14 protein-coding genes are annotated in these 16,616 nt (G+C 36.2%); 11 read left to right on the top strand and 3 right to left on the bottom strand.

All coding sequences use genetic code 11. The features are described 5' to 3' along the window. Positions 1-15 precede the first annotated feature (15 nt). Entirely contained in the window at positions 16-1,236 is a 1,221-nt protein-coding gene (locus MKX29_RS02395) for an MFS transporter (protein ID WP_341103730.1), read from the bottom strand. Between the two features lie 240 nt (positions 1,237-1,476). Between MKX29_RS02395 and MKX29_RS02390 the strand changes: the two genes are divergently transcribed. Then, positions 1,477-2,628: a DEAD/DEAH box helicase gene (locus tag MKX29_RS02390; RefSeq protein ID WP_341103728.1), complete on the top strand. Its 1,152-nt coding sequence runs from the start codon at positions 1,477-1,479 to the stop codon at positions 2,626-2,628. A 389-nt stretch (positions 2,629-3,017) separates the two neighbouring features. Here MKX29_RS02390 and MKX29_RS02385 read toward each other — a convergent pair whose 3' ends face one another. Further along, entirely contained in the window at positions 3,018-4,541 is a 1,524-nt protein-coding gene (locus MKX29_RS02385; protein WP_224935354.1) for an FAD-dependent oxidoreductase, read from the bottom strand. A gap of 176 nt (positions 4,542-4,717) precedes the next feature. On the opposite strand from MKX29_RS02385, the gene MKX29_RS02380 reads away from it, so the two are divergent. Beyond that, the gene (locus tag MKX29_RS02380) at positions 4,718-5,860 is read left to right on the top strand and encodes a trans-sulfuration enzyme family protein (protein WP_341103724.1); all 1,143 of its coding nucleotides are present in this window, start codon (positions 4,718-4,720) and stop codon (positions 5,858-5,860) included. Positions 5,861-6,170: 310 nt separating this feature from the next. Beyond that, a complete protein-coding gene (gene rraA / locus MKX29_RS02375) occupies positions 6,171-6,650 on the top strand; it encodes a ribonuclease E activity regulator RraA (RefSeq protein WP_224935361.1) in 480 nt (159 codons plus the stop codon). Between the two features lie 639 nt (positions 6,651-7,289). Here the strand turns inward: rraA and MKX29_RS02370 are convergent. Next, complete coding sequence (locus MKX29_RS02370; RefSeq protein WP_341103721.1) at positions 7,290-8,204, bottom strand: VanW family protein; 915 nt, start codon at positions 8,202-8,204, stop codon at positions 7,290-7,292. A gap of 167 nt (positions 8,205-8,371) precedes the next feature. On the opposite strand from MKX29_RS02370, the gene MKX29_RS02365 reads away from it, so the two are divergent. The 8 genes from MKX29_RS02365 (at position 8,372) to MKX29_RS02330 (ending at position 16,534) form a co-directional block, all read left to right on the top strand. Further along, on the top strand, positions 8,372-8,710 hold the full coding sequence (locus tag MKX29_RS02365) for a lmo0954 family membrane protein (protein ID WP_224935367.1): 339 nt from the start codon (positions 8,372-8,374) through the stop codon (positions 8,708-8,710). A gap of 26 nt (positions 8,711-8,736) precedes the next feature. Continuing rightward, entirely contained in the window at positions 8,737-9,381 is a 645-nt protein-coding gene (locus MKX29_RS02360) for a PspA/IM30 family protein (RefSeq protein ID WP_289433176.1), read from the top strand. Between the two features lie 98 nt (positions 9,382-9,479). Then, entirely contained in the window at positions 9,480-10,211 is a 732-nt protein-coding gene (gene liaF / locus MKX29_RS02355) for a cell wall-active antibiotics response protein LiaF (protein ID WP_341103717.1), read from the top strand. Next, positions 10,208-11,251, top strand: coding sequence for a sensor histidine kinase (locus tag MKX29_RS02350; RefSeq protein WP_341103715.1), 1,044 nt, complete (start codon positions 10,208-10,210; stop codon positions 11,249-11,251). The genes liaF and MKX29_RS02350 overlap by 4 nt, the downstream gene beginning before the upstream one ends. Further along, entirely contained in the window at positions 11,248-11,883 is a 636-nt protein-coding gene (locus tag MKX29_RS02345) for a response regulator transcription factor (RefSeq protein WP_095370110.1), read from the top strand. Before MKX29_RS02350 ends, MKX29_RS02345 begins: the two co-directional genes overlap by 4 nt. A gap of 431 nt (positions 11,884-12,314) precedes the next feature. Beyond that, positions 12,315-12,506, top strand: a complete 192-nt coding sequence (locus MKX29_RS02340) for an RAxF-45 family protein (protein ID WP_341103713.1) — start codon at positions 12,315-12,317, stop codon at positions 12,504-12,506. A 207-nt stretch (positions 12,507-12,713) separates the two neighbouring features. Continuing rightward, positions 12,714-14,600, top strand: a complete 1,887-nt coding sequence (abc-f, locus tag MKX29_RS02335; protein ID WP_341103711.1) for a ribosomal protection-like ABC-F family protein — start codon at positions 12,714-12,716, stop codon at positions 14,598-14,600. A gap of 608 nt (positions 14,601-15,208) precedes the next feature. After that, the gene (locus tag MKX29_RS02330) at positions 15,209-16,534 is read left to right on the top strand and encodes an oligosaccharide flippase family protein (RefSeq protein WP_289433178.1); all 1,326 of its coding nucleotides are present in this window, start codon (positions 15,209-15,211) and stop codon (positions 16,532-16,534) included. The last annotated feature ends 82 nt before the right edge of the window (positions 16,535-16,616 follow it).

The raw sequence follows: 16,616 nt of genomic DNA, 5'->3' as shown, positions 1-16,616 counted from the left end.
CTCTTTTATATATGATTATGACGTACTAGAATTCTTTAAATACCTAGGATTTTTCATAACCGAAACGAGAAGAATAACCCCGCTTGCAATGAGTAATAGACTGGTAGTAATAAAAACGGCAGTAAATCCAAAGGCCCCAGCAACCATTCCTCCCATAACAGGTCCGATGACATTTCCTAGAAATCTTAAACTGGTATTATATCCCAATACCTCTCCTTGCATGGCTATAGGTGCAGCCTGTCTAATATAGGCAATACGCACAGGAATAATTCCTCCAATAGTTACCCCGAGTGCAAAACGAATGATAATAAGCTGCCACATTTCAGTGACAAATCCACCTGGAAAATAGACGATACCAGCTAAAAACAATAAGGCCATTAATATTTTAATATAACCATAATTGTCCCCCAGCTTTCCCCAAGTTTTTGACATCATTAAGTTACCTACACCTGCTGCGGAAAAAGCAATACCTGCATATAGAGCTAAATTTTCTGGGCCATGTATTTCGCTGACATAAAGGGACAGAATCGGTTGAATACTAAAATGAGCGACTTGAATCAACATCGATAAGATTAAAACAGTCACAAGGACAGGGTTTGTAAGTATATGTTTTAATACTTCTTTACTCGTATAATTCTGCTTCTCTGATTTCTTCACTTCATTGATTTGAAATTCTTTCGTGAAGATAACGAGAATTGCAGAAACAAAAATGGCTAATGATGTCCAATTGAAAGTAGAAGAAAAACCGACCATGTCAGCTAGTGCACCACCGATTAAAGGTCCTAAAAGTGAGCCTGTTATACTACCTGTTTGTAAGGTGCCAAGCACTTGTCCTGCCATTCTTTTTGGTGTTTGTGTAGAAATAAAAGCTTGTGAAAGGGGAATAAAACCTGTGAAGATACCCATAAATAGCCTTAGATAAAACAAATGCCATACGCTTGTCGCAAAACCTAATAGGAAAATACAAAGGGCCATTCCAGAAGCAGAAATGATTAACACCTTTTTCTTTCCATACAAATCACCAATTCTTCCCCAAATTGGAGCTACAATAAAGGCAGTAACGAATGTAATGGCAAAAATCCAACCCGACCATCTTTGAATATAAGCGTCGGAAAATTGACCAAAGGTTTCAATATATAATGATATAAAGGGCAAGACCATCGTCATACTAGCTGAAACAAAGAAGTTGGCAAACCACATAATTTTTATATTTGTCTTTACTTGTGGATGGATCATGAACGAACACTTCTTTCTCATTTAAACATTTCGTAACACTAAATTTATCATAAACGAACTCAACCAAAATAAAAAGGAAAAGGTTTTTACACGACATTACCTTATAAATAACGAAAGTCGTTTTAACATGAGCCATTGTTATTTGAACAGGATACCTTTATATTATGTATTATAAACGTATTTCATCTGTATGAAGTCGTTTTAAACTGTTTATCGTTAAATAAAGGAGTTATATCATCTATGGAAGTTATTGGCGAACTAAAGCCGTTTATTAAAAAAGTATGGGAACAATCGCAATTTAAACAACCAACAAATATACAGCAAGAGGCGATTCCTGTTGTATTAGAGGGAAAAGATCTTATTGCTCAATCCCCAACAGGTACCGGAAAAACGTTAGCGTATTTATTACCTGTTTTAGAAAAGATTCAACCAGAAAGCAAGGATGTGCAGGTAGTTATTCTCGCATCATCTCAAGAGTTAATTATGCAAATCTTAAGTGAAGCACAAAAGTGGGGAAGAGATAGTAATATCCGTAGTGCATCGTTTATCGGTGGTGCGAATGTAAAGCGACAGTTAGAAAAATTAAAACAACGTCCACATATCGTTTTGGGTACCCCAGGTAGAATACTTGAATTGATTAAGCAAAAGAAATTAAAAATGCATGCGGTAAAAACAGTTGTCCTTGATGAAGGTGATCAGCTTCTCATTCCCGAACATCTAGAACATGTGAAAAGTATAATAAAGGCGACTTTAAAGGAAAGACAAGTAGTGCTGTTTTCTGCTACTTTACCTAAAACAATAGAAGTGGAAGCTAAAAGTTGGATGAAATCACCAGAGATTATCACCATTGAAAAAGATGAGACGATTACAGCAGGTGATGTGAAGCATATTTACTTTAACGTGGAACAACGGGAAAAAGTAAAATTATTGGAAAAGCTTTCTCGAATGGATCATTTGAAGGCGCTGGTATTTGTTAAGGATATCCCCAATATCATGATTATGAAAGAAAAGCTAGAGTATAACCATATTCACGTAAATGTACTTCACAGTGATTTAAATAAATTCGAAAGATCTAAAAGTTTGAATGGCTTTAGGAAAAAGGATGCTCGCTTACTTTTATCAACAGATGTAGCAGCGAGAGGTTTAGATATTAAGGGAATTACCCATGTCATCCACTTTGACTTACCGCGTGAGAAAACGCAGTATATCCATCGCTCAGGGAGAACAGGACGTTTTGGTGCAGATGGAACAGTGGTATCACTTGTTACCATGAATGAAGAAAGAGATTTAAAGCGCTTTGCTAAAGAATTAAATCTTCAATTAGAAGAAAAAATTATGCACGGTGGAAAAATCGTCAATCCAGAACGTCAATCAAACGAAAAAAGACGCTAAGGAGTAATGGTGTAAGACGCTACAATAAGAAATCATAGAAAATCCGCAACAAGGTTTGATGGTTGCGGATTTTTTATCTTTTTGTTCTATATCGCTACATTTCAGGATGGAAATGGAAACAACTTCAATCTATCGATGCCGATTTTGATTAATTAAGAATGGACAAAAACATCTATATGTACGGGGATTGAATACCCATACTTCATCCGTTTTATTATGATTTGTACGTAAAGACGACTTACAGGCAGTTCTCTGCTTCTATCCTCTACATTATGTGCGTAAACATACCTTCTCCTATTTTTCCAACCACTTATGTGACATTATTCTATTTGGAAGCCGCTCTAATCGCTTACCAGATAAAACTTAGCTGACCTTTAAGGTCATATGCATTAATCCATCTTTTCCAAAGGTTCAGTTGCTGGACCTTCAATGACCTCGCCATCATATGAAAAACGGGATCCATGACATGGACAATCCCAAGTGCGCTCGCCTGCATTCCATTCTGTCTCACAACCTAGATGAGTACAAGTCGTGTCAACAATATGAAGTTGGCCATCATCATCGCGGTAACAGCCTCGGCGTTTTCCATCCACTTTCACCAGGCCGCCTTCATTATTTGCTAGATCCTCAGGGTGCTTAAATTCTGGCTCGAGTTTCCCTTTAATTAATTGTCCTGCAACATCTGCATTATAAGTGATAAAGTTTTTAATACTAGGGTTCGCATGAAATCTTGATGGGTTAAAAAGTTCCTGATAAGGTGTATGCTGTTCAGTTATCAAATCTTTTAACAAAATTCCGGCAGCTGTACCGTTTGTCATACCCCATTTGCGATAACCAGTAGCCACGAAGATATTATTTTCATCAGATGTGATAGGACCAATATAAGGTATTTTATCTAATGAAGTTAAATCTTGTGCAGACCAGCGAAAGGTGATTGGTTTTTCCCCGAAGACCTCATTAGAGAAAGCCTGTAATGCCTCGTAATGCTGAAAAGTGTTAATGCCTTTTCCTGTTTTATGACCCTCTCCGCCAATAAGAATAAGTTTCTTCCCAGTCTCCTCTGAAGTTGTAGCACGGATCGAACGGACAGGGTTATTGGCACAATAGTACATGTTTCCTTCAAAATCGTCGTCACTTTCGATAGCAATTACATAGGACCGTTCAGGTAAAAGCCTGGAGAAATATAATCCTTTCCATTTTAAAAATGGGCTATGGGATGCCATCACAACATAATTACATAAAATACGATGCCCTTTATTCGTTATGACAACAGGTTGTTTACCTTCCTCGATATCAACGACCGTTGTATGTTCATAAACAGTACCTCCTAAGTCGATGAAACGCTGAAGTAAGCCTTCTAAATATTTAACCGGATGAAATTGTGCTTGATTGTTCATTTCAAGCACACCTGTAGTTGGAATGGAGAATGGGATACTCTCTTTTAATTGCCCTATAATCCCCAATCTTTTATAGGCGTCATATTCAAAAGTTAATTTTTCACTGTATTGATCATTGGTTGCATAGATAAAAGAGCTTTCATTACTAAAATCGCAATTTATATTTGCAGCTTCTTTTTCAATCATTTTTATTGCATCAGCTTGGGCTTCATAATACAGTCTTGCTTGCTCTATGCCGAAATGTTCAATCAACTCGTCATATATTAAACCATGCTGTGCGGTCACTTTTGCCGTTGTATGACCAGTCGTTCCTGCTAAAACTTCCCCGGCGTCTAATAAAATCACTTTCAAGCCTTCTTTTGCCAATAAGTAGGCTGAAGTAATCCCTGTTATACCAGAGCCAATGATAACTACATCTGTTTTAGTGTTACCGTCCAATGATTGATATTGGAGTTGTTTTGCTTCCAACCAATACGATTGAGGGTATTTCGGCATCTTATTTTTTTCATTATTCATACAATCACCTCTAAAATATATATCTCCGTTTAATATAGCCTTATGGGTGTTTCTTATACTTCTTTCCTCAATTGACGTAAAAAAGTACAGTGAGCTATAATGATAGAATTAAGAAATTTATGAAAATAAAACAAGGTGATTTATACTTTTAGCGTATAAAAAGGAGATTCAGTAGAATGAAATTTGAGACGGCTTTATTACATGGAGACAAAAAAGAAAAGCGCACAATTCAAAGTAAAGCAACACCGATTTATCAAACCTCTGCATTTACTTTTAAAAGTTTAGAAGAACTAGAGGGTTTTTATAGTGGAAACGGCAACTACTTGTATACGAGATCAGGCAATCCTAACACCGATGAGTTGGGAGAAGTTGTCGCCAGATTAGAAGGTGCAGCAGCAGGAGTTGCAGCTGCATCAGGTTTAGGTGCCATTATGGTAGGAATATTAGCAGTGGCTAAAAGTGGTGATCATATTATTGCTACTGATGATGTGTATGGAGGAAGCTTTCATCTTATTGTGGAAGAGCTCACGCAATTTGGTATAGACGTAACAATTGTTCCTTTTAGCGATATGACGCAAGTCGAGGCGGCAATCAAAGAGAACACGAAGCTTTTATATACAGAATCAATTACGAATCCATTATTAAGAGTAGAAGATCTTAAAGCTGTTGTATCATTGGCGAAAAAATACAATCTGAAGACATTGATTGATAATACCTTTGCTTCACCGTTTCATTGTCAGCCGATTGAGCTTGGGGTAGACATGGTTGTTCATAGTGCGACCAAATATATTGGTGGGCATAGTGATGTCACTGCTGGTGTCATTGTTGGTAGTAAAGAGTTAATCGAACTGGCTTCAGCAAAAGTCGTAAATCTTGGTGTGAACTTAAGTCCTTTTGAGGCATGGTTAACAGTAAGGGGGGCAAAGACATTAGCATTAAGGATGAAGGAACAATCTTATCATGCGAAAAAAGTAGCAGAAGCTTTACTTATTCATGAGGGAGTGGAGAAAGTTTATTATCCCTTCGAACAAAATGGAGCATATGGATATGGGGCAATGGTCACGATCGAACTAAAAGAACAAGCGGATGTATCAACTTTTTTCTGTTCACTAGGGTGGATAAAAATTGTACCTACTTTAGCTGGTGTAGAATCTTCTGTTTCACATCCAATTACAACTTCGCATCGTGCGGTACCAAAAGAAACTTGTGAGGCGTTAGGCATTAATGAGCATTTGATTAGAATCTCCATTGGTATTGAACATTACGAAGATATTATTTCACAGATTTCCAAGGCTATTGAGCAAGCAATGAATAAGTAAAAAGAAAGGCTGTGACGGAAGGTGGTCACAGCCTTAAAATATTTAATTTAAGAGGTCATCTATCTCTTCTTTTTTTTCATCTATTTGGGTAGAATCTTTTGAATGAAGCGCGTACCTTAATGTGTAAACAAAAACGCCAGCAGCCAAACCAACGATGAGTAAATAAGCGCTTGTTGCTATCCATAAATAAGCGATAATGATCCACCCCTTTCATTACACTTATATGCAAGTTATCACTTTTTCTTTCCATTAGACAAAGGAAACTTTTCATCGGATGACGAAATTAATTAGTAGAGTGAGGAGGGATATCATGTCTTTTAAAACAGCAGATTTATGTGACGACCATCATGAATATGTAAAGGTAAATCAAGAAGTATTCTATTCATACGGTAAGAAAAAGAGATTCCATGGTAAAGTTTCAACAGTTAAGGTTTTTGAAGATAATGTACTTGTACTTGAAGCACTGGAAAGTATCCCAGAAGGTCATGTGCTTGTTGTTGATGGTGGTGGGTCAAGGCGATGTGCACTTATGGGCGATCGATTAGCAAAAATTGCAGAAACGCGCGGGTTGGCGGGTGTCATTATATATGGTTGTGTGCGAGATACAGCAGATATAGCATCAATGGATATTGGAGTATTAGCAATTGGTAGTAGTCCATTAAAAAGTAGAAAAGCTGGCAAAGGAGATAGGAATACGATCGTGACATTTGGGGGGCTTGATTGGTTGCCAGACGAATATGTATACGCTGATGAAGATGGTGTCATTGTTTCAGAAAAGCCATTGTTATAAAAGGGAATAATAAAAATGATCCTTGGTCTTGCCCCTTTCAAGTAGTCAACATAAAAAGCTAAGCAATGAACGCGTGTCATAATATTTAATAGGCACGCGTTTTTTATCTCCGTTTGTCTCCTGCCTTCCAATTACTTATATACTGCTATGCGGTAGGGTGAAGTGAAAAGAGTAATCCTATACAGCTTTCCTTTGCGTGAGTGGCTGCTCTTAATTTCATATATACCCCTAATCGGCAGCTGAATAGCTTTAAGTTATATTCGGAGACTTGATCTAAAACGGAGAACGGCTAACTATGTTTCTCTTGCCTATTTTGCTACCGTTTTATATATAAGTTCAATTCATTTCTGTTGGCTAGCTTTCGAATGATAAGTGGTATGTGCATTGCTGTCATTATCAGAGTAATTAATTTAGCACCCATATTCATCTAAATCATCTGTAATAAGGAGACGGCCTCTTTTAGATTTCTTTGGCATAGAAAAAAACCTCCTCCAAGTAGTATTCTTTTCTTCATGGAATCATGAAGGTTTTTTTATGTCTACTTGAAGGGGACATGAACATTCGTTATTTAAGAACTAAGGCTGGCACTTTTAATGCCCAGATGGTTACTAAAATAAGGGTCAAATATAATTCTCCTTTTTAAGTATCCCCGTTTGCACGTATTTCTTTTGGTAATATTTTTGAAGCATTGGGAACATGGCGTGGTGTAGTCTCGATTTCGTCTGAAGATTTGATTACAACAATCATTTGGCCACCATAAACGTGTGCGCTTATAAGTAAAGGAAACTCATAAGGGTTTGTAAAGGTAAAGTCTGGTCCATACCAACTTACCGTTGCGTCTCTTCCATTTGGTACATAAGGGACTCTTTTGCTATGCGAGAATCTCTCGCCGATCTCAACACCGGCACGATCGACGGCATTAAATAGTGTGGAAGACACCTGGCATATCCCGCCACCAATATCTTCAGACAGTTCCCCTCTTACAATTACGGGCGCACGTAGGTATCCTTTATCCTTCGTTCTTCTCCCAACAACCTCATTAAAAGAAAATGTTTCTTCAGGGAAAATGACATAATTATTAATGGCCTCGGTAGCTAAAGAAATATTATGAGAGCGATTTTGATTATTGCTATTAAAGTAAGTGACATACTGTCCAATTGTTTTCACATTGATTTGACTGATTAAGTCTTTATCCACTCTTGCTGGTACAGAAATAAGAGGAAGCTGGATAGTTGAGATTCCTTTGGAGAAATAATAGCGAAAAAATTGATTCTTGAATTCTTTACGGTATAAACGCTTACCTTCAATTTCTGAGATAATCATATTTCCTTTTATATAAGCGTCTTTAGGGGCAATAAATGTTTTTTTATCGAGATCCTCCAAAAATGTCTCGAATTTTTTCATTTCAATAAACGGTAAATTGGACTGTGGAATAGCAAAGTCTTCTCTTTGTATTTGTGTGATTACTTTATCTTCTTTTTCAATTGTGAATATGGAATCATCATTGATAGGTGAAATCATTAACAAAAATGAAAGCAACCAAGAATGAGACATTGTCACACCTCCCAATTGTAGTATGAACTTAAATTAGTTTTACATGTATAGAATAAAATGGGGGCTCAGCTCTCGTTCAGACTTAAGTCTTAGAGCAAAATCAAGCTGTGGCACGTTATGTACGATCTTATAAATAGGTAAGATAAATAGTGAAAGGAGGCAGAGAAATGAAAAAATTTCTTTTAATCATAGCAGGGGGAATTGCGGCAATAGTTGTATTGGCGAATTTAGGTTCACTTATCGCATTAGCGATTACAGCTGCATTACTTTATTTAGTATTTAAACAATTTATCAAAACAGATGGTTGGGAAAAAGTAGCTTGGGGTACTGTAGGTGTCGTATTACTATTGTTCTCTATCAGTAATATCCCAGCAATTTTAGCTGTTCTAGCTCTTTATGTCATTTACCTGATTTATAAAAATTGGAATAAAGAAAAGCCAAAAACAAAACAAAGCGATGATCCATTTGTGAACTTTGAGAAGCAATGGTCCGATCTTCATAAATAATCATGGAAACAATAGGAGGAGACATTATGGTAAATCTATTAACAAGAATTAAAAACACGATTGTAACAGATATCAATGAGGTGCTCGATAAAAAAGAAAGTAAAAATCCCATAGCAATATTAAATCAGTATTTGAGGCAAAGTGAGCAAGAAACAGAAAAAGTGAAAAAATATATAGAAAGACAATTTAAACTGAGAGAAGAATTTCGTAAAGAACTTGCCCATGCCATGGATATGGCAACTAAAAGAAAAGGACAAGCGGAAGTTGCAGAACGAGCAGGTGAAGAGGAGCTAGCAACATTTGCGAAGACAGAAACACAGTACTTTTCTGAAAGAGCAGATAAATTACAAACGATGGTGGCAGAAGCATCAGAGGAGCTTGGAAAGTTAGAAAGACAGTATGAAGAAATGAAGCATAAACTAAAGGATATGCAAATTCGCCGCATGCAATTAATGGGGAGAGAAAATGTAACCCGTGCTCAAGTAAAAATGAATAAAGTATTAGGAGAAGAACACTCCCACCAAACTGCTTATGATAAGTTTAATGATATGGAGAAATATATTTCAGAGTTAGAACAAAAAGTGCAAAATCAATACTTCCATAATCATATTGATAAAAAAATTGCTGATTTAGAATTGAAAATGAAAAAGGATGATTCCTTGCAGTCATAAAAACATGGTATGCTAAAGATAATTGACCGAGAAACAAGCATTGAAAGGCGTAAGGCCGACTTGCGCCTTTTAAACAACATGATTAGGAGGGATGTCACATGTTTGAAAAATGGAATGAGGACTATAAAATGTGGATCTTCATTGCCTTAGCAATGATTATTTTAGAAGTGTTCTTTTTTAATCATGGGCTCATCTTCTCAATTATCATTGAAATTGGTATGATCTATATTGGTCGTAAATGGATGCCGAAAACTAGGGGCAAGGTCCTTTTTTGGCTAGGAATTTTACTTTTTGCGATTACTATATTTAATATGATGGCATTCAAGTTGTTAATCCTTGCACTTATTGTTCATTTTGGTTATCAATTTTACTTAACGAAAAAGAAACCAAAGAAGGTTCAGCCTAGAGCAGAACAGCGAAAAGCAGATGAGCGAAAAGAGGCTGTGGTTCAGAAGAAGAATTTATTAACGAATAAAATCAGTGGGCACCAAAATACTTCTGAAGAGGTATATGAATGGGGAGATATAAATATCCAATGTGGCTTAGGGGATACTGAGATTGATTTGAGCTATACGGTATTACCTAATCAAGAGAATATCATCTTTATCAAAAACCTTATTGGAAATGTACGCATATATATTCCTTATGATGTAGAGGTGTCAATCAATCATTCTGTTATTGTTGGCTCTAGCCAGATTTTCGATTTGGTAGAAAAAAGAGCTTTTAACCGCAATTATATTTTTGAGACGGAAAATTATAACCAAACTGAACAAAAGGTGAAAATCGTCACCTCTTTAATTGTGGGTGATATAGAGGTGAAGCGCTCATGAATATGGCTCAACGTCAGATCTTATATGGAGTGCTTCTTTCACTACTATTACTTATCAGCATGATGTTGTCCTTTTATTTTGTTTTCCCTATTCGCCTGATTGATTTCTGGCATTTTAAAGTCGTTGATATTCCCTTTGCATTGTTTGCACCAATGATAAGCATCTTATTAGGTGTTTTTTATGGGTTATTATCTGGTTATAGATGGCAGAAGCAACTGAAAGAGATGGAAGGCTGGCTTCATGAGGTAGAAGAAGGAAGAGTACTCACGGTTAATCATGAAGAAGTAAGTGCTGATATTCAAAACATATACCAAAGAATAATCAAAATACAGAAGCAAATATCAGAACAGGCCAAGTATACGCAACGGCTCGCAAATGAAAAAGCGAAAGATATTGATAATCGTATGCAAGAAATTATTTATGAAGAAAGAAATCGTTTGGCAAGAGAATTACACGATTCAGTCAGTCAACAATTATTTGCTGCTTCTATGTTAATGTCAGCGATTATGGAACAAACAGAGGAAAAATCGGCCAATGAGGTCAAGCAATTGCAGTTAGTAGAAGGGATGATCCATCAATCCCAGCTAGAAATGCGTGCTTTATTGCTTCACCTACGCCCTGTTGCCTTAAAAGGAAAAAAGCTAATAGAAGGAATCGAGGAACTGCTGCTTGAGTTAAAACAAAAAGTCACCATGAATATCAAATGGAGAGCAGAGGACTTTTATTTAGATAAAGGGATTGAGGATCACCTTTTTCGCATTCTACAAGAATCTGTTTCCAATACTTTGCGTCATGCAAAAGCAGACACCTTAGATGTATTACTTATTCAACGTGACGGATTTGCTATTCTACGTATTATTGATGATGGTATCGGTTTTAATGTAGATAAGGCAAAAGCAGGTTCATACGGTATTCAAAATATGTATGAAAGAGCACTAGAGATTGGTGGTACATTAAAAATGATCAGCCTTCCTAATAAAGGAACAAGATTAGAAGTAAAAGTACCCATTATTGAAGGTGAAGGGGGCGATGAAAAATGATACGCGTATTATTTGTAGATGACCATGAGATGGTGAGGATTGGTGTGACCGCTTATTTATCAGCTCAACCTGATATAGAAGTAATTGGCGAGGCGGATAACGGTAAACAAGCGATCGAGCTGGCAATGGAATTACGACCAGATATTATTCTAATGGATCTAGTGATGAAAGAAATGGATGGGATTGAAGCGACAAAGCAAATTGTTGAGCAATGGCCAGAAGCAAAAATAATAATTGTAACGAGCTTCTTAGATGATGAAAAGGTTTATCCCGCACTTGAGGCAGGAGCTACTAGCTATATGTTAAAAACATCAAAAGCAAGTGAAATTGCACACGCGATACGCAGAACACAACAAGGAGAATCTGTCTTAGAACCTGAGGTCACTGGAAAAATGATGTTAAAGATGAGAGGAAAAAAAGAACAACCTCTCCATGAAGAATTAACCAGTAGAGAAATGGAAATTCTACTTCATATGACGCAAGGAAAAACTAATCAAGAGATTGCTGATGAACTATACATTGCTTTAAAAACCGTTAAAACACATGTAAGTAATATCTTAAGTAAACTTGATGTCCAAGATCGCACTCAAGCCGTAATCTATGCATTTAAGAATCATATAGTCAAAGAATAGTTTAGAGAGAGTTTTGTGATGAAGCTCTCTTTTTTTTGGCCTTAACCGATTGGTGTAGAGATGCATTTACCTTAACTCTATGTCAAATGTTGATGTCCTTTTAGTCAATTAATCAAGGGAAAGGGATATTGATATTGCTTTTGCACTGCTATTTACTGGGGATGCTTAAGAGGATAGTTAACTTAGAAAATTTTACTCAGAATAAAGGAGCAAGGGTATTAACCACCCAATTTATAATAAGCCTACATTCAGAAACAGTGAGTAGATTATTATGATATTTAGAAATTTCAAAATAGGCATTGTAGAGTGCGCATCAATATATCGGGTATATTAGTCTTTTCCCACAGCATAGAAATCAAAAAAACGATAAAAATATATGTTTGAAAATGATTGTTATTTTAGAATATTTCATTTAAACTAGTAGTAATTGAATGGAAAAAGGAGGTGTAGAAGAGATGAGTGGAACTGTTTTAACGCGTGGAAAATGGCTTGAACATATAACTATTTTCTGTGCAATTTTTGGCGCAATGACTGTTAACGGGATACGTCTGTCCTTTTATAACCATTGCATAGCTAAAATAAGCAGTCAAACATCTCTTTACACCCGTCAAAGAGCACAATGATAATACTGAATATTTACTTGTATGGATACAGGTGAGTATTTATATTTAAATGAGAAAAGGGTCACAGGAGAAGTTTATTCTCTGTGGCCCTTTTTTTTCACCTAATCAAATTTCTGTCTAGCTCATGTTGCTTGCGGTGGTAGGAAAAAAAGAGCTTTAACACAGACAAGTGACGAAATGAGCTATTCTTATATGGAGGAAAATGAAATGATAACGAGCGGACAAAATATAACGAAATTGTACGGTGGTGATACAGTCTTCACTAATATTAGTTTTGACATACGGAACCACTCGCGAGTAGGTATTGTTGGAAGAAATGGTAGTGGAAAGTCGACGTTGTTAAAAATCATGGCTGGGGTAGAACAACCTGACCAAGGTCAAATACATTGGCGTAAACATATTGTGATTGGCTATTTACATCAAATACCAGAATATAATGAATCGGTTATTGCTTTGGATGTAGTGGAGGAAGCCTTTTCTAATTTACTTGAGGTGAAAAGAAAACTAACAGATATGGAACAAAAATTAGCTCAATCACAAACCACGAATGGGATGGAACAACTACTCAATGAATATGGGAAGTTACAAGATTATTTTATGAATGACGGAGGCTATGAAATAGAGGGAAAAATAAAAACAGTCATTAATGGGCTTGGTATAGAAGCATTAATGGAGAAAAAGTTTCAAATGCTTAGTGGTGGTGAGAAAACAAAAGTTTGCTTAGCCAAAGAGCTACTTAAGAAACCAGATTTATTATTATTGGATGAACCGACAAATCATCTTGATCTCCAAGCTGTTGATTGGTTAACAAGTTTTATTAAAGATTATGAGGGGACAATTGTTATGGTTTCACATGATCGGTACTTCCTTGATCAAACCGTGTCGATGATTATGGATTTAGAAGATGAAGGATTAACGAATTATCATACCAATTATTCTGATTATGTAAAAGAAAAGGAAAGTCGACTATTACAGGAATTTCAAAAGTATGAAGATCAACAGAAGAAAATAAAAAAGATGAAAGAATCGATAAAAAGGTTAAGAGAGTGGGCAAATCAAGCCAACCCACCTAATGCCGGGCTCCATAAAAAAGCAAGTAGTATGGAAAAGGCACTAAATCGGATGGAAAAGGTAAAAAAACCCGTTTCTCATCGCAAAATACATTTGAATTTGGCAGCAGAAGAGAGAAGTGGGAAAGACACGTTAGTTATAGAAAATATGACAAAGTCTTTTAGTGGAGAGTTTGTGTTAGAAAGTATTGACATGCATTTACGTTTTCAAGATCGTGCAGTGCTTGTTGGAGAAAACGGCAGCGGTAAAACGACATTAATAAAATTAATTTTACATCATTTACTTCCAGATGAAGGAGAAGTGCGAATAGGTAGTAATTGTCAAATTGGCTACTTAGCACAACAAGTATTTACAGAGAGCGAAAACCAAGAAAAAACCGTACTACAAATGTTCAGGGACATACATGCTGTAGCGGAGGGAGAAGCGAGAGGGATTCTAGCAAATTTTCTTTTCTATGGTTATGCCGTCTATAAGAAGGTGAAACAGTTAAGTGGTGGTGAGCGCATGCGACTGCGTTTAGCACAACTCATGTATCAAAATGTGAATTTTCTTATCCTTGATGAACCCACAAATCATCTCGATATTGAATCGAGAGAAGTGCTTGAACAGGCACTGCAGGAATTTCAAGGAACGATCTTAGCTGTTTCTCATGATCGTTATTTCATCGAGCTATTATTCAACCAAACGTATATATTGAATCAGAGAAGGCTTTCCTATTTTAATGGATCATTCACATATGCATGGAAAAAGTGGTGCAACCAAATTCAACAGATGGCACCTCCAATTAAGGAAGCGATAAAAAAGGTTGAAAGGGAAAGTACAGTAAAGCAAAATATTCATCAAACAGATGGTATAGAAGAGGAAATGGAAGAGCTAGAAGAAAAATTACAGATAATAGAAAGAAAGATGATGACTGGTGAAGCCTTGAGCATGCTGCAAGACTTACAATGTGAAAAGGAACAATGTCAAAGAGAGCTAGATTACCTATATAAGAAGTGGTCAGCATCTTTATTGGAAGAATAGATAGAAAAGTGAGAATAGAAAAATGGGTCGCTACTATCTGTGCCAGCTATACATGGGTAGCATGACAGCTAAAAATAGGAACGGAAAATCAGACTGTCTATATCTGTGCAAATGGATATAAAAATCCGCAAGAAGTGTTGACAAATGAAACATCCCCACACATCTATCTTTCATTTTTGGTGTGCAGGCAGTTGATGGATGAGCAAACAGAATAGCACAGTAAAAAGGGTTGCCCAAAAGTCACTTCTTCGACTTTTAGGCAACCCTTTTACTCTTTTCAAAGCCTTGGTATATAACAAAGATACCAAAAATGAGGTGATCAATTCCCAAAATTATTTATACGGTTTCTTACCCTTTTTCTTCATTAATATTTGATGAAAGACAAATATCCGCTCTCTAGCAAATGCAAGTGAACCGGCCCTGCAGGGGCTATATCGACTTTATCTACCATCCATTGTTCCATACGTATATCCCTTTTTAGGTTAGAAAAAAACAAAAATAGAGTGAAGTGATCAGTAAACAAATATTCAACTAGGTTAATAATTTTTAGGGTTGTCTCATAGGATAGAAGAGATTATTTATTTGTGGGGACAAAAAGGAGAGGCGAAATGAACAAGTTCTTCAAGGGATTGCTTTTATTAATTCTAGCGGCTTTTGCAGGTGAATGTATTGAATTTCTGATTAATATGGTGCTTGCTAGGCAGTTAGGTGAACATGGTTTAGGGCTTTATATGTCTATTCTTCCAACCATTTTTTTGATTGTTTTATTAGCAAGTTTTGAAATGCCTGTTTCCATCTCTAAATTTATTGCGGAAAAGGATAGAAAATATCACTATAGTATGCTCAATCATGTGATTAGAATGACGGTTATCTTTTCACTTATATTAATCCCGTTAGCATCAGCGATTCTCCCATTTATTACTGTTTTTGATGATTATCATCCACTATTAAGGTGGATGGCTATAATTCTCATACCGATTATTTCATTTTCTTCTATTGCTAGAGGTTATTTTATGGGCAACGAACAAATGGGGAAGATTGCTTCTGCCAATTTTTTGAGAAAATTCATTCAGCTTTCATTGCTGATTCTACTTTTTCATTTGTTTCGCTTTGAAACGGAAACGGCAGTTTTTATAGCTGTTTGTACATTTGTTGGCAGTGAAATAGCGATTTTTGCTTACTTCATTCATTTATTTGTCATCCAGTATCAAAGGATGAAGAAATTGCCGTTTGAGCAGATGTCTGGTATGAGTGTGTGGAAAAACTTGATGGGGGTGTCTATCCCTACAACTGGTCTACGGATATTTCATGCTTTAACCCATGCGATCCAACCATTTTTAATAAAAGCGGCATTGCTAAAGTCTGGAATCAGTACGGATATTGCCACTGAACATTTTGGGATGGTTGCAGGTGTAGCAATGACAATTGGAATGTTTCCTGCTTTTATTGCTCATTCCTTTATGGTTATGCTCATTCCTACTGTTTCAAGAGCATATGCTGAAGAGAAGCATAATTACTTACGGCGGTTACTTCAACAAGTATTTTTTATCACCTTCTTGTATGGTGTTCCATCTGTTACCATTTTTTATTTCTTTGCCGAACCATTAACTAGTACATTTTTCCACTCAATAGAAGCAAGTATATATGTGCAATTACTGTGGCCATTCTTTCTGTTACACTTTTTTATTTTCCCTATGCAAGCATTTCTTATTGGTTTGGGTCTTATGAAAGATGCCTTTTATCATGCTGTGTGGTCAACACTTATATCTTTTGTTGCGATGTATGTATTTGGATCAATGGAAAGTCTGCAAATGCATGGCGTAATTTTAGGCATTAATATGGGAGCCATTTTATTAATGTTCATGCATTACATGACGATATGTAAGAAGATTGGTGTTACTTGGTTTCTTACAAAACAAACAAGTTTTTATTAAAAAAATAAAAAACACTGTAGGGGAAGAAGGTCTATCATTCGTCTATTAGGGTAAGAAAAGATATAAAGGAGGAAAGGGTAAT

Source organism: Cytobacillus sp. FSL R7-0696 (assembly GCF_038006865.1).
Taxonomy (GTDB): domain Bacteria; phylum Bacillota; class Bacilli; order Bacillales; family Cytobacillaceae; genus Cytobacillus; species Cytobacillus kochii.
Note: the sequence above shows the minus strand (reverse complement) of the source record. Positions and strands in the feature narration are given on the sequence as shown.

What these genes read in the sequence shown, in the direction of transcription:
- MKX29_RS02395 (WP_341103730.1), bottom strand. Translation starts at nt 1,236, where the DNA reads ATGATCCATCCACAAGTAAAGACAAATATAAAAATTATGTGGTTTGCC.
- MKX29_RS02390 (WP_341103728.1), top strand. Translation starts at nt 1,477, where the DNA reads ATGGAAGTTATTGGCGAACTAAAGCCGTTTATTAAAAAAGTATGGGAA.
- MKX29_RS02385 (WP_224935354.1), bottom strand. Translation starts at nt 4,541, where the DNA reads ATGAATAATGAAAAAAATAAGATGCCGAAATACCCTCAATCGTATTGG.
- MKX29_RS02380 (WP_341103724.1), top strand. Translation starts at nt 4,718, where the DNA reads ATGAAATTTGAGACGGCTTTATTACATGGAGACAAAAAAGAAAAGCGC.
- rraA (WP_224935361.1), top strand. Translation starts at nt 6,171, where the DNA reads ATGTCTTTTAAAACAGCAGATTTATGTGACGACCATCATGAATATGTA.
- MKX29_RS02370 (WP_341103721.1), bottom strand. Translation starts at nt 8,204, where the DNA reads ATGTCTCATTCTTGGTTGCTTTCATTTTTGTTAATGATTTCACCTATC.
- MKX29_RS02365 (WP_224935367.1), top strand. Translation starts at nt 8,372, where the DNA reads ATGAAAAAATTTCTTTTAATCATAGCAGGGGGAATTGCGGCAATAGTT.
- MKX29_RS02360 (WP_289433176.1), top strand. Translation starts at nt 8,737, where the DNA reads ATGGTAAATCTATTAACAAGAATTAAAAACACGATTGTAACAGATATC.
- liaF (WP_341103717.1), top strand. Translation starts at nt 9,480, where the DNA reads ATGTTTGAAAAATGGAATGAGGACTATAAAATGTGGATCTTCATTGCC.
- MKX29_RS02350 (WP_341103715.1), top strand. Translation starts at nt 10,208, where the DNA reads ATGAATATGGCTCAACGTCAGATCTTATATGGAGTGCTTCTTTCACTA.
- MKX29_RS02345 (WP_095370110.1), top strand. Translation starts at nt 11,248, where the DNA reads ATGATACGCGTATTATTTGTAGATGACCATGAGATGGTGAGGATTGGT.
- MKX29_RS02340 (WP_341103713.1), top strand. Translation starts at nt 12,315, where the DNA reads ATGGAAAAAGGAGGTGTAGAAGAGATGAGTGGAACTGTTTTAACGCGT.
- abc-f (WP_341103711.1), top strand. Translation starts at nt 12,714, where the DNA reads ATGATAACGAGCGGACAAAATATAACGAAATTGTACGGTGGTGATACA.
- MKX29_RS02330 (WP_289433178.1), top strand. Translation starts at nt 15,209, where the DNA reads ATGAACAAGTTCTTCAAGGGATTGCTTTTATTAATTCTAGCGGCTTTT.